The sequence below is a fragment of the Pseudomonas sp. HD6515 genome (assembly GCF_024971855.1).
GTDB lineage: Bacteria > Pseudomonadota > Gammaproteobacteria > Pseudomonadales > Pseudomonadaceae > Aquipseudomonas > Aquipseudomonas alloputida.
On the sequence record NZ_CP079827.1, the window covers coordinates 4,037,801 to 4,051,513 of the forward strand.

A 13,713-nucleotide genomic window follows, 5' to 3' on the forward strand; every position below is an offset into this window, starting at 1 on the left:
CTGTTCAGAACTGCACATCCAGTATCACACTGTCGGTATAGGTCGCAGCCGGCGGTGTCGCCTGATCGGTATAGACCTTGGCGTTGTAGTTGAACACCTGGCTACCCGTGCCGGTACCCACGCCGGGGTTGATGTCGGCGTCCGTACTGGAACGCCTGGCAGCCCCGGACGCCCCCCAGCGCACGGTACCGGCACTTTTGAAAATGTCATAGGCCAGGTAGTTGTTGGCCGAAGACTTCATCCGCCGCCGCCCTCCGGACACGTTCTGCCCGTCACCCAGCCCTACCGTGTAGCTGCTGCCCTTGGTGCATGACACGTTTATGCCCTGGCTCACCGTGCCGAACCCCGCCACCACCGGCGCACTGGCGAAGCTGATGTCGGGGGTGGTGATCTGGCAATCGTTGGTCACCGTCAGGCTCACGTTCAAGACCTGGCTACCCGAGCCGATGTCACGCCCAAGGCATATCCCCAACGCGCCAATACCCGAACAATAATCCCAGCTCCAGGCCACGGTCAGGGCCTCTTGATACAACCCGGCCGCGACATTGCTGCCAATTTGGGTGCGCATGTAGATCGGCACCGCCTTGGGCGTGGTACCGCCGAGCAGCCCCAGCAAGTCGAGGATACCGTTGCGGGCGAAGTCGTAGGCCACACCCCGGGTAATCGGGTAGCGGGTGGTGTTGTCGGCATAGAGCGTATAGGGAATGACATCGCCTGTCGGGCCGACCAGACCGCCCGAAGCGGGCGTGATCGTGGCGTAGAAATGATCACCGCTGCTGAGCAAGGTCAGCAGCGAACCGGTGCACTGCAACCCGGAGTTGAGGCTGGAAGCCGTCTGTACCGTGTTGCGAACCTGCGTCGAATTAAGGCTGCCAAACGCTGCCGGCAAGGTGGCCACCGACGAGCAAAGCGCCCAGGCCGTACTGCTCGGCAACAGCAGCACGCTCGCCACCAGGCCCCGCCGCCAGGCATTCATCGGCACACCAACGGACCAATCAAAGGGACCGAGCCTTGCGCGTCAGGCAGGTCGAACGCCACTTCGCAATGCCCACCCCCTTCAAGCGCTACCTGAAGGTGGTTATTCGACGACAGGTTCTCCAGGTACACCAACCCGTCCCACCCCACCACCGCCTGGGTGCCACTCTCTGCGTGGGTAACACGGCTACCCAGTTTGAGCACCTGCTGGTTGCCATCCACCAATTCGACACTGGCCGCCATGACGCGCTTGAGGGGGAACTCCAGCAAGTAGCCACTGCCCCGTCGTACCGCCACACGCTGCTCAACGTCCGGCGCGAGGACATCCGGTGGCAGGTTCATGGGGTCGATCTCGTACTTGCCCCGGTAGTAACCGCTGCTGTAAGGCACCAGCAAGTGCCCCTTGGCATCGGTACGGCCGATTTCCTGGTTTTCATAACGCACCGGTACATCGGCGTAACCTGCGGTGCTGACCACCACGAAGGCATCATCGATACGGTTGGCGGCGAACACGCCGGCATCCATCCACACCAGAGAACCACTGGCGTCGGCCCAGCGGGTCATCTCGCCGCTGCTGCCATACACACCGGCCTGCAATTGTACCGATTGCAGGCGCCAGGTGACGTCGGCCTGGCGATAGGCATCACGGTCGCTGCCTGCGGCATAGCCCAGGTTGTAACCGACGCCGACACCCGCTGGCACCGCGCGGCTGTAGTTGACCCGTTGCAGGGTCTCGCCTTCATTGCTGCGTTCCATGCTCAGCGCCAGGGTGCCGTGCAGGTCGAACGGGATCACCAGCTGCGCCTGCACCGCCCACTGGCTGTCACCCACTTCACGGTTGGCCGACAGGTACACACTGCTGCTGCCCCACAGCGGCTTGCTGTAGCTCAGGTTGATCAACCGGGTACGCGTTCCGTCACCGGCGCGCACGTCGAAGTAGCCAGCGCCAATGCTGCCGTACGCGTTCAGGTTGACACTGAGGGTAACCTGTTCGCTGCTTTTGCTCAGTTGCATGTCCGGGGAGCCCACCCGGCTCAGGTCGGCATAATCGCCATGACGTTGCAGGCGCTGGTAACCGAAGCCGATGCGCTGGCTGTTGTACTGGTAGCCAAGGGCGACCTGGTGGCCCTTGTCGCCCTCGAACCGGCTTTGCGCCAAGGCGGCGTTGAGCACGCCGAAATTGCCCACGCGCATGTTGTCACCCAGCCCTCCGAGCATCAGCGACTCCGCCGTTTCGGCGTGGGTTTCCAGGGTGAACATGTCACTGAGCCCATAGCGCAGGCTGCCCGAGGCAATACCCGGCCCATAGCTGAAATCGCGTACGCCGTAATCCCGGCGTAGGCTGCCGGCGGCCACCGAGTAGTCCGACAGGCCCTTCTGCAGCAGGCTGCTGGTGACATAGAACGGCAAGGTGGTCGACACCTGCCGGCCAAGGGCATCAGTGGTGACCACCACCGCCTCCCCGGCCCCGTTGATGAACGGCACGTTGGTCAGGGTGTACGGGCCTGGCTGAAGTTCGGTGGTGCTGGACTTGAAACCGTTGATGAACAGGTCGAGCGACGTGGGGACCGCCGCTTCACCGGCGAACGCAGGCAACGGGTAAGTGACAAGATCCGGACGCACCGCGAAGTCGCGTGACAGCTGCACCCCGCCCACGCGCACCGAACTGCTCCAGGGCAAGGCGCCCGTCACGAAGTCACCGGTTTCGTAGGTCAGCAGGCGCTGCTCGTCGGTAAAGCGCCAGGTGGTGTCGTAACGCATGAAACCTCGGCGCGTATCGTCCGCCTGTGCGCCACTGAAAGACTGGCGCCACTGCCCGGTACTGGAAAAGGTACCCCAGCTGTCGAACAGGCGCAGCTCGTTCCAGGCGGCCAGGTAGGTGCCGCCTTGATCGGTGTCGTTGAGATACAGGTCGTAGTTGAACAAGGCGCCAAAACTGCTGCGCGCATCGCTGGCCGGGTAAAGGTTGCGATCACCCACTTGCTGGTCAGGCAACCAGGCCGGCGGTACCTGCAGCAACAGGCGCTGGTTCTGACTGTCGTAATCGGTATGCAGCCCCGCGATGCTGTCCAGGGCCACCTCCCCCTGGGGGTTGCCCGGCAGCGAAACGCCGGCTGCGCGCAATAGGTCGCTGTCCAGGTACAACCGCCCGGCCCGCTGCTGCACCGGTATCAGTTCAACCCTGGGCATCTGGTTCACCACCAGGTCGAGGTAAAGGGTGGCCTCGGCGATGGCGGACATCTCCGTGGGCGGTGGGGGCAAGTCGTCGGCCAGCACCAGCGTGGGGCTGACCATGGCCAGCCCTAGGCACCAGCGGCACGTCGTCGCCGGGAGCCGTTTCACACACGGTTTCCAACCATTGCCGGGTCCTCCTTGGCCCCTGCACTTCATTTAGCCGTTGGCTCATTGGCCTTGGCGGATGGCGTCCGCCGAGTGTTGACCATTGACCCTGCCCTTCAGCACGCTAACGTTGCCGGATGCCACGGGAGCCGGCCAGCGCATGCTTGCCCCTGGCAGTACATAGCCCAGCAGGCCTTCAGCCAGTGGCTTGCTCTGGGGGCCTTGCTGCACGACCACATCGGTCAGCCGCGCATGTACCGGGCCCGTGTTACGCAGTTCAATGTAGGGCTTGCCCTGCACCGTCACCGGGCGCCAACTGAGCTGTGGCTTGCCCACGCCCTCGGCATTGCGTTTGCCTTCAGGGTCGGCCTTGCCCCACAGCCCTTCGCCATAGACGAACAGCGGCACCGAATAACGCATCTGCAAACGAATGGCCGCCGTGGCACCGGGCTCGGCCTTGTCGACCGGGATGGCGGGCGGAATCTCGTCGATGATGATGCGGTAGGCCTGCTCCTGGCCGGCGGGTGAAGGGCCGGTACGGGTCAGGCGGATCAGCTGCTTCTGCCCGGGCGCAATGTTGGCGACCGGCGGGCTGCCGATAATCTCGCGCTGCGCCTGGAACTGCTCCTGGTAATCACCCTGGCGCCAGGCGAATACCCGCACCTGCAGGTTTGCCGGCGCAGTGCCACGGTTTTCCAGCCACAACGCACCGGCCTTCTGGTCGGCCTCCAGCACCGGGTCGATCGGCCAGATCAGCACCGAAGTGGCCGCCCAGGCCGGCAGGCTTGCCAGCGACAACAATCCAGTCAATCCACGCGTCCACTTCGCGCCTGCCCGCATGCAGCTCTCCTTAGACACTTGTCAGGGGTGGCGCTGGCCGTTACCAGGTCACCGTCACTTGCACCACATCGGTATAGGTCCCTGCCGGCAGTGTGCCGGTCAGCTGGACCCTCCCGTACACCGGAAGCTTGATCGCCGTCGGGTCGGAATAGCTCACCGCCACGCTCTGGCCGATTCCCAAGGCCTGGCTATAGGCGGCGTCCCGGTACAACTGGTAGGCCAGCACTTGCGTGCCACTGGTGCGCTTCAGGTTGCGTGTGCCACTGGCAGTGTTTTGCCCGCCGTCCAGGCTCATGCTCATGGCCACGCCCGGCGTGCACTGGAACGTCACGGTAGAACCACCCAGCGATGTGCTGAGCAGCCCCGTGGACAGCGCCGACTGCGAGCCATAATCGAGCGTGCCGTAGCTGGTGACACCCCCCACCACCAGGCACCCGGCGACAACTTGCGCCGTCACCGTGAAGGTACTGGTGGTCACTGCCCCCAATGGGGCGGCCAACAACATGCTGACGCCAGTCAGGCTACCTGCCAGCCAGCCGCGCATGGGTCAGAACGACAGCTCGACCGAGATCGTGTCGCTGTAGACCCCTGCGGGCAGGCCCGCCTTGCCGACGGCCTTGCCGTAAAGGTTGACGGTCTGGGCGGCGCCGGTACTGGTCGGCAGGGTGATGGTGTCGTCGACAGCCAGCAACGCCGTACGCCCAGCGTCGGTATAGAGGTCGTACGGTACAAAGTTGCCAGAACCATCGGCGAGCGCACGGGTGCCGCCGCTCGACTGGCCGTCATGCAGGCCGGCACGCACTTTGATCACGGGCACCGTACCTGCCGAGCACAGGATGCTCATGGCGCCCCCCCCGCCTCCCAGCACCTGGGCATTGGCGGTGACGAACAAGGCATCCTGGGTACCGAAGTTCAAGGCACCGAAGTTAAGCCCCGACGTGCCCGACGTGCCATTGACCTGGCACGCCGCAGTCAGCGTCAGGGTCGAGCTGATACTGCCCGTCACCGTGGCCGCCTGGGCCTGGGAAGCCAACGCCAGGCCCAGGCCTGCGAGGACGCAATATGAAAGGTTCGTTCGCATCGGAGTCTCCTTGCGTGGTTACCAGTCCAGGGTCACTCTGAGGGTGTCGCGGTAAAGCCCGGCCGGCAGCGCACGCGGTTGCGCCACTACCACACCGTAGATGGGAATCGGTACTTGCTGGCTGCTGCGAATGGTGAAGGCCCGCGCCTGGCCGACGCCGTAGCGGCTGTTACCGCCTGGGTCGACCGCCAGCTGATAAGGAATCAGTTCACGGCCGTTGCTCAGGCGGCGAATGCCATCGTCGCCATTGAGGCCACCATTGATACGCACGTTGAAGGCCCGCACTTCAGGCGTGCAACTGATTTGCAGGCTACCCTGGCCGCCCACTTCGTCCACCTGGCTGCGCAACGGCTGGTCCCAGTTCGGACCGCGCTCGCCAAAGTCCAACACGCCTGGGTCACCCAGCACGGCCGGTTGCGTCTCGTTGCTGCTGATCTGGCAAGACGCGCTGATCACCAGCCGCGCCTGGATGAAACCGGTGGTGCTGCCATGCACCGCGCCGCCGGGGACCAGCAGCGGGCCGAGGGTGAGCAACAGGATCGAAGTGCGGTTCATGGCATGGCGTCCTTGTGCATGGCGGCGTCCCTACCAGGTGACGGTGACTTTCAGCAGGTCGGCATAAACCCCTGCATCCGGCACCCAGGCCAATTTGTCGATACGTGCGTACAACGGCAATTCAACCGAACCGCTGCCCGGCACACGCGCCGACTGGGCCACCCCCACCGCCAGCGGCTCACGCCAGGCAGCGTCACGGTACAAGCGGTAAGGAATGGGCCGCGCCAGGCGATCGTCGCTGGCCAGGTAGCGCAGTTCGCCGACGCCACCATGCTGGCCACCGTCGACCCGCACCTGATAGGGCGTATCCGGGTTGCACTCCAGGCGCGGCGGGCGCTGGCTTAGCAGTACACCGCTCAAGGGCGCGCCAGGGCCATCCAGGCGCGCCGTCGCCCCCAGGTCGATACGACCCAGGGCCTGAGCTCCCGCATCGCGGGTCTGGTTGACCAGCATGCAGCCACGCTGCACCAGTACCCGCACTTCCACGAGAAAATCCGCCGCCACGGTACTGCCGCTGAACAACAGGCCGAACAGCGCGGCCAGCATGCGCTCCGTCACCTTGTTATCCTTATCGAAACGTCCTGAACTGAGCGTAGCAGTGAGGTGGCGCAGCCGATGTGGCATAACGCCATTTTTTTTGTATTAGCGATAAAGCGATACCGTGGCATCAAAAAAAGCCTGTACCACACAGAACCCGTGGCCAACCCGTGCCTCCAATGGCCAAGAGCCGGTAAATGCACCGGGATTCTGTTAGGGTGAATCGTACTCGTCCTGCGCCAGACACCTGTGCCGTACACGGACGGACATGACAGGAGCTTTTTCAATCATGACTGCAGACAACTCACTGGCAGACGCCATGGAGCGCTGTGCCCAGGAGCCGATCCAGGTTCCGGGCAGCATCCAGCCTCACGGCTTTCTGCTGGTGCTGGATGCCACCGACCTGTGCGTGCTGCAGGCCAGTGAAAATGTCGAGCACTGGTTGGGCTTGCCAGCCCGTGAACTGATCGGTTGCCGCTTCGCCGACCTGGTTCACGAGGGCTTTGACCTGCACGCGCACCTCACACGGCTTCCTGAAGATGAAGTCTTCCCGTTCCACATTGGCGACGTGCGCTTGCACCAGGGCGCCCCCATCAGTGCCCTGCTGCACTTGCTGGTCCATTGCCACGATCAGGTACTGATTGCCGAGTTCGAACCGCCCCGCCTGCCAGCAGACCTGGTCGGGCAAGGCGACTATTACCCGTTGGTGCGCAGCTTTGTCGCCAGTCTGCAAGTGGCCAGCAGTATTGAAGACCTGCTGCAGCAAACGGTGTTGCAGTTCAAGCGCATCACCGGCTTTGGGCGGGTCAAGGCCTACCGTTTCGATGCCGAAGGCAACGGCCAGGTGCTGGCCGAAGTGGCCGACCCAGGCTACCCCAGCTACGCGGGCCTGTGCTTCCCGGCTGCAGACATCCCGCGCCAGGCGCGCGAGCTGTACCGGGTCAACCGTATCCGCGTGATCGAAGATGCCAACTATCAACCCTCGCCTCTGCTGCCCGCTACCAACCCGCGCACCGGCAAGGCGCTGGACATGAGTTTCGCCGTACTGCGTAGCGTGTCGCCCGTGCACCTGCAGTACATGCGCAACATGGGCACGCTGGCCTCGATGTCGCTGTCGATCGTGGTCGACGGCGAGCTGTGGGGGCTGATTTCCTGCCACCATCAGCAGCCACGCCCGGTGGACCTGCGCACCCGCACGGCCTGCGAGCTGTTGGCCAGCGTGCTGTCGTTGCAGATAGAGTCCCGCGAGTCCCATGCCAGCACGCGCAAGCTGCTGGCGCTGCGCCAACACATCGTACGCATGATCTCGTCCATGGCCGACCACGACAGCGTCAGTGACGGCTTGCGCGACCTGCCTCACGTGCTGCTGGCCTTCGCCGACGCCCAGGGCGCGGCAGTGATCTCGGCCGAGCGCTGTGACCTGATCGGCCAGACTCCGCCTGAGGCCCAGGTGACGGCGCTGGTGCACTGGCTAGGCCAACGTGACGAAGACAGCGTGTTCCATAGCGACAACCTGCGCCGCGACATCACTGAGCTACCCGAGCTGGCAAACCATGCTGGCGGGGTGCTGGCGGTGGCCATCTCGCAGATCCACTCGCACTACCTGCTGTGGTTCCGCCCCGAGCAGATACGCACGGTCAACTGGGCCGGGCAGCCGACCAAGCAGGTCGGGCCACAGGGCAACCTCGACCCGCGGCACAGTTTTGAACGCTGGCAGGAAGAACTGCGCGGCTATTGTCAGGCGTGGGACCCACTGGTGATCGAGGGCGTGATGGAGCTGCGCACCGCGGTACTGGGCATTGTCCTGCGCAAGGCCGAAGAGCTGGCACAACTGGCTGGCGAATTGCGCCGCTCCAACAAGGAGCTCGAAGCGTTCTCCTACAGTGTTTCCCACGACCTGCGCGCCCCGCTGCGGCACATCGCCGGCTATACCGAACTGCTTGGCGAAATCGAAGGCCAGGGCCTGAGCGAACGCGGCAAGCGCTTCCTGCAGCATATCGGTGAAGCGGCGCACTTTGCCGGCAGCCTGGTCGACAACCTGCTCAACTTCTCGCAAATGGGCCGCTCGGCCTTGCGCCTGTCCGACGTCGACCTCAACGCCCTGGTCGAGGCCATTCGCAGCGAGCTGGCCCCCGATTACGAAGGCCGCGCAATCGTTTGGGACATCGCCCCGCTGCCCAAGGTGATCGGCGACCCGGCATTCATCAACATGGCCTTGCACAACCTGATAGCCAATGCCATCAAGTACACTCGCGGCCGTACGCCTGCTCGCATCGAGATCAGTGCCGTACAGCACCCTGACGAAACCGAGGTCTGCATCCGCGACAATGGCGTGGGCTTCGACATGGCCTACGCCAACAAGTTGTTCGGCGTCTTCCAGCGCCTGCACCGCATGGAAGATTTCGAAGGCACCGGCATTGGCCTGGCGAGCGTACGCCGCATCATCGAGCGCCATGACGGTCGAGTCTGGGCCACTGGCCAGATCGACCAGGGCGCCAGCTTTCACTTCACCCTACCCCGAAACACTGCTACCTGAGGCACCGCTACCATCATGCTCAAGCCCATTCTGCTGGTCGAAGACAATCCCCGAGACCTGGAGCTGACCCTGCTGGCCCTGGAGCGCAGCCAGTTGGCCAACGAAGTCATCGTGCTGCGTGACGGCGCCGATGCGCTCGACTACTTGCTGCGCCGCAACGCCTATGCCGAGCGCGATGACGGCAACCCTGCCGTGCTGTTACTCGACCTGAAACTGCCTAAGGTCGACGGCCTGGAAGTGCTCAAGGAAGTGCGCGCCACTGCCGAACTGCGCAGCATCCCCACCGTGATGCTGACCTCTTCGCGCGAAGAGCCCGACCTGCTGCGCGCCTACGAGCTGGGGGTAAACGCTTATGTGGTCAAACCCGTGGAGTTCAAGGAATTCGTCACCGCCATCTCCGACCTCGGGGTATTCTGGGCAGTGCTAAACGAACCGCCACCCGGCTCACTGCGACTGAACCGTCGCGGTAGCAACTGAGGCCGCCGCGACGATGCAGCAAACGCCGTTGAAAATACTGATGGTCGAAGACAGCTCGATGGACGCCGAGCTGACCCTGATGCGCCTGGAGCGCAGCGGGCTGCATGTTCAGTCACAGCTGGTGTTCGACCATGCAGGTGTCGAACATGCCTTGCGCCAGGCCCGCTACGACCTGATCTTGTGTGACTGCGTGCTACCAGGCTCATCCGGCACCGAAGTGCTGGCCATCGCCCAACGCCTGGCACCCGACATCCCGTTCATATTCCTGTCCGGCATTTATGGCGAAGAGCACGCGGTGGAAATGATCCGCCTGGGCGCGACCGACTATGTGCTGAAGAAGAACCTGCCACTGCTGCCCAAAGCCGTGCGCCGAGCCCTGAGCGAAGTGCAGGAACGCCAACGCCGTCGCCGCGCCGAAGAGGCCCTGGCGGACGTCGAAGCACGTGCTCGCATTGCCATCGACGCCGCCGGCATGGGCACCTGGGACCTGCGCCCGCAAGAGGGCCTGTTGCTGTGGGATGACCGCTGCAAGACCTTGTTCGGCGTGCCCACCAGCACCGAAATGAGCCTTGAAGTGTTCTACGCCGGCATCTACCCCGATGACCTGCCACTGGTGCGCGAGGCAGTGGAACATGCCATGCGCCCGGAAAGCGGCGGTCATTACCGCGTGGAGTTTCGGATCGCGCAACCCAATGGCCTGGAGCCTCGCTGGTTGCTGAGCAGCGGCCAGAGCCAGTTCGTCGATGATCAGTGCGTTCGCTTTTCAGGCGTACTGCAGGACATCCACACGCAACGCCAGGCCACCCAGGCGCTGCGTCAGCTGAACGAGATGCTCGGCGAGCGGGTTGAGCGCCGTACCCGCGAACGCGATCGTGCCTGGGAGCTGTCGCAAGATTTGCTGGCCGTGCTGAACAAAGACCTGACCCCGGTCGCACTGAACCCCGCCTGGGAAGCCAGCCTGGGCTTCTCGCGCGAACGCCTGAGCCAGTCCTCCTTGCTGCACCTGCTGCCTGAGCACGACCAGGAACAGTTACTCACCGAACTGGCCGCCCTCTCCCACGGCCGCACCAGCGCACGCTTTGTCGGCCGCATCCTGCATGCCGGCGGCCAACAGCGCTGGCTGTCGTGGGTGGTGGTGCCGGAGGACACCCTGCTGTACGTGGTGGCACGCGACATCACCAGCGAGCGCGAAGCCGCCCTGGGCCTGGCAGATGCCAACGCCCGGCTGCGCGAACAGATCAACGAGCGCGAGCGCATCGAGGCCGCTCTGCAGCAGATGCAGCGGCTGGAAGCGGTTGGGCAACTGACGGCTGGCGTGGCGCATGACTTCAATAACCTGCTGACGGTGATACTCACCGGTGCCAGCTTTCTGGAGCGCGATCTGGCCAAGGCCGACCTGGACAAGGCCCGCACTCGCCTCACCCATATCCGCGAAGCGGGTGAGCGTGGTGCCAAGCTGACCTCGCAGTTGCTGGCCTTCTCCCGCCGCCAGCGTCTGGAGCCGGTGCCGCTGAACCTCAACCGTACCCTGGCCGGCCTGGAAGAGCTGCTGCGCCGCACGCTGGGTGGCAACGTCTCGGTGCGTCTGGACCTGGACCTGGCCCTGTGGCAGGCACTGACCGACCCCACCCAGACCGAGATGATCATCCTCAACCTGGCGATCAATGCCCGCGATGCCATGCCCGACGGCGGTCAGCTGACCCTGACAACGCGCAACACCCACATCGACCAGCGCCCGCAACGTCCGGAAGACCCAGACCCGGGCGAGTACGTGATGCTGAGCATCCGCGATACCGGTTGCGGCATGAGCGAAGACGTGCTGGCCAAGGTATTCGAGCCTTTCTTTACCACCAAGGACATTGGCAAAGGTTCGGGCCTGGGCCTGGCCCAGGTGTTCGGCTTTGCCAAGCAGTCCGGTGGCGGCGTGCGCATCGCCACCACACTCGGTCGCGGTACTGAGGTGGCGGTATACCTGCCGGCGGTAAAAGAGGAGATGGTGAACGAACCCGTAGCAGCAGTGCTCAGTCAGTCAATCAGCGAAAGCGGCCATAACCGCACGGTGCTGCTGGTGGACGACGACCACCTGGTGCGCGACATGCTTGGCGATGTGTTACGCCAATACGGCTACCAGGTGCGCCAGGCGCACAGCGGCGAGCAGGCATTGGCATTGCTGGATGACGATATTGACCTGCTGCTGACTGATTTCGCCATGCCCGAGTTCAATGGTGCACAACTGGCGCTGGCTGCCCGCGAACGGTACCCCCGCGTGCCGGTGGTGTTTCTGACCGGTTATGCGGAGTTGCAGGGGCTGGAATTGCCGGGCAGCCTGGTGATCCAGAAGCCGGTGCAGGCTGATGAACTGGCCAGGGCGCTGAACGAAATGCTGGGGATTTCCGGGTAACCCGGTACGGCACGTACCCGCGCTCAGGAGGCGCGGAGGCGCGCAAAATCACAAAAACGCGAAAACCCAGTGCTCATCTTTCTTGGCACCGGGTTAAATACGTTTGAATCTTGAAAAATGGCAGGGGCGGCTGGATTCGAACCAACGCATGGCAGGATCAAAACCTGCTGCCTTACCGCTTGGCGACGCCCCTGTATCGGATGCAGCATTTGCTGCTCTGACAATTCCAACTGAGTGACAACTGGGTTGTTGTCTTGGAATGCGCGGCACTTTAACAACAAACTTTCGGTCTGTGAACCCCCCTGATAAAAAAAATTGCCAAAAAACAGCGAGTTAGTCATTTCGGTGCTGGTGCAGCGACCGTCCGTCGGTTTCCGCGCGCCTCGCTTCAACACAATCGCATTCCGCACTTCCAATCAGGTAAGCCCATTGCATTGACCAAGGAGGACCCCATGCCTGTCTCTCACGACCTCTACCAGGACCTGCACTACCCGCGCGAAATCGTCCAGCAGCGCCGCCAGCAGGACAAGGCGCTGGATCGCCTGCTAGACGAGTACGTGGACATCGACAACCAGGTGCTGGCTGCCGAATCGATATCGGCCGGTAACTTCGTCGACGAAGACCTGCGCCACCTCAAGGAGCGTCGCCTGGCGGTGAAGTACATGATCGAGCGCCAGCTGGAGCGAAAGTCATAGCCCGCACAGGCACAAGAGGCGGCCAGACCTATCGCAAGAAGTGATGATTGCCCGGCACTTTCTCTATTAGTCAAAATGGCCGCTCTCGGGCAAGCTGCAGGCTGCCCCGCCATCGCCCAAGGAGCGTTGCTTTTGTCTGCCTGGATCCCCACCCCGCTGCGCCAGCTTGGCCAACGCTTGCGCGGCACCGCCAATCAACAGAGCGAGCTGCTCGGCTGGTTCGAGGACAAGGCGCACAGCCGCGGTTATCAGCTGAGTGACGGTCAGCGGCGGGTAATCCACTGCATGGCCGAACAACTGACGCAGCTTGAACAAGGTCAACCGCGCAGTCTGTACCTGTACGGCTCGGTCGGCCGGGGTAAAAGCTGGTTGCTCGATGGCTTTTTCCAGGCCGTGCCGATAGCCGCCAAGCTGCGCCTGCATTTTCATGATTTCTTTGCACGCCTGCACCAGGGCATGCACCGCCACCGGGCGCTGGATGACGCGCTGGGCGCAACGCTGGACGAGCTGGTGGGTGGTTGCCGGGTGCTGTGCTTCGATGAATTCCACGTGCATGACATAGGCGATGCCATGCTGCTCACCCGGCTGTTCAACGCCTTGTTCGCCCGTGGCGTGTACCTGCTGGTGACCTCTAACTACGCGCCCGAAGGGCTGTTGCCCAACCCGCTGTATCACGAGCGTTTTCTGCCGGCCATTCGCCTGATCAACAGCTCGATGCACGTGCTCGAAGTCGGTGGCGACACGGATTTTCGCAGCTTGCCGGCCAACCGCGAGCATCAGCGTTTTACCCAGGGCCATTATGTCTGGCCGGGTGATGCGGCGCAGCGCCAGGCGCTGAACGTGCCGAACGAACAACCGGTGATATTGGACGTGAACAAGCGCCCGCTGCGAGCGCTGGCCATCGATGGCCGGCGGGTGGTGCTTGGCTTTGACGATCTGTGCGAGAAGGCCACTGCGGTCATCGACTACCTGGTACTGGCCAGGGAGTATGACGAGTGGGTGATCGATGGGCTGGATGACCTCTCGGCGCGTTCGCTGGCGGCTCAGCAGCGCTTCGTCAACCTGGTGGATGTGCTGTATGACCAAGATCGGCGGGTGATTGTCATAGGTAAACGTCCGCTGGAAGAGAGCCTGGGCGGCCCGCTGGCCGACCTGATGCGTACCCGCAGCCGGTTGGGGCAACTGCACCAGATTGCCCCCTGAGCCTGCAGTGCCTGAGCCGGCCCTTTCGCGGGTGAACCCGCTCCTACAACGACCTGGTGTAGGAGCGGGTTTA

12 protein-coding genes and 1 tRNA gene are annotated in these 13,713 nt (G+C 63.4%); 5 read left to right on the forward strand and 8 right to left on the reverse strand.

Features of this window, described 5'->3' with window-relative positions; genetic code table 11:
• Positions 1-4: 4 nt before the first annotated feature.
• From KW568_RS18750 to KW568_RS18780, 7 genes are all read right to left on the reverse strand, one after another.
• Entirely contained in the window at positions 5-976 is a 972-nt protein-coding gene (locus KW568_RS18750) for a spore coat U domain-containing protein (RefSeq protein WP_003250377.1), read from the reverse strand.
• Positions 973-3,270: a fimbria/pilus outer membrane usher protein gene (locus KW568_RS18755; RefSeq protein ID WP_259538919.1), complete on the reverse strand. Its 2,298-nt coding sequence runs from the start codon at positions 3,268-3,270 to the stop codon at positions 973-975. Before KW568_RS18755 ends, KW568_RS18750 begins: the two co-directional genes overlap by 4 nt.
• A gap of 108 nt (positions 3,271-3,378) precedes the next feature.
• The gene (locus tag KW568_RS18760) at positions 3,379-4,155 is read right to left on the reverse strand and encodes a molecular chaperone (protein ID WP_014861818.1); all 777 of its coding nucleotides are present in this window, start codon (positions 4,153-4,155) and stop codon (positions 3,379-3,381) included.
• A 40-nt stretch (positions 4,156-4,195) separates the two neighbouring features.
• The gene (locus KW568_RS18765; RefSeq protein ID WP_003250371.1) at positions 4,196-4,699 is read right to left on the reverse strand and encodes a spore coat U domain-containing protein; all 504 of its coding nucleotides are present in this window, start codon (positions 4,697-4,699) and stop codon (positions 4,196-4,198) included.
• Between the two features lie 3 nt (positions 4,700-4,702).
• Positions 4,703-5,236, reverse strand: a complete 534-nt coding sequence (locus KW568_RS18770; protein WP_003250368.1) for a spore coat U domain-containing protein — start codon at positions 5,234-5,236, stop codon at positions 4,703-4,705.
• Between the two features lie 18 nt (positions 5,237-5,254).
• A complete protein-coding gene (locus KW568_RS18775) occupies positions 5,255-5,791 on the reverse strand; it encodes a spore coat U domain-containing protein (protein WP_003250366.1) in 537 nt (178 codons plus the stop codon).
• A 30-nt stretch (positions 5,792-5,821) separates the two neighbouring features.
• Positions 5,822-6,349, reverse strand: a complete 528-nt coding sequence (locus tag KW568_RS18780) for a spore coat U domain-containing protein (protein WP_033725550.1) — start codon at positions 6,347-6,349, stop codon at positions 5,822-5,824.
• Between the two features lie 268 nt (positions 6,350-6,617).
• Here KW568_RS18780 and KW568_RS18785 point away from each other — a divergent pair, with 268 nt between their 5' ends.
• Genes KW568_RS18785 through KW568_RS18795 form a run of 3 tightly spaced genes read left to right on the forward strand, consistent with a single transcriptional unit; the run spans position 6,618 to position 11,742 of the window.
• Entirely contained in the window at positions 6,618-8,864 is a 2,247-nt protein-coding gene (locus KW568_RS18785) for an ATP-binding protein (RefSeq protein ID WP_004575754.1), read from the forward strand.
• Between the two features lie 15 nt (positions 8,865-8,879).
• Complete coding sequence (locus KW568_RS18790; protein WP_003250360.1) at positions 8,880-9,341, forward strand: response regulator; 462 nt, start codon at positions 8,880-8,882, stop codon at positions 9,339-9,341.
• A gap of 13 nt (positions 9,342-9,354) precedes the next feature.
• Positions 9,355-11,742 (forward strand): response regulator, encoded by a 2,388-nt coding sequence (locus KW568_RS18795; protein WP_003250358.1) that lies wholly within the window; start codon positions 9,355-9,357, stop codon positions 11,740-11,742.
• 118 nt (positions 11,743-11,860) lie between these two features.
• On the opposite strand, the gene KW568_RS18800 is transcribed toward KW568_RS18795, so the two are convergent.
• Positions 11,861-11,935, reverse strand: a tRNA-Gln gene (locus KW568_RS18800).
• A 259-nt stretch (positions 11,936-12,194) separates the two neighbouring features.
• On the opposite strand from KW568_RS18800, the gene KW568_RS18805 reads away from it, so the two are divergent.
• Positions 12,195-12,437, forward strand: a complete 243-nt coding sequence (locus KW568_RS18805; protein ID WP_003250356.1) for a hypothetical protein — start codon at positions 12,195-12,197, stop codon at positions 12,435-12,437.
• Positions 12,438-12,569: 132 nt separating this feature from the next.
• On the forward strand, positions 12,570-13,640 hold the full coding sequence (gene zapE, locus KW568_RS18810; protein ID WP_004575755.1) for a cell division protein ZapE: 1,071 nt from the start codon (positions 12,570-12,572) through the stop codon (positions 13,638-13,640).
• Positions 13,641-13,713: the final 73 nt, after the last annotated feature.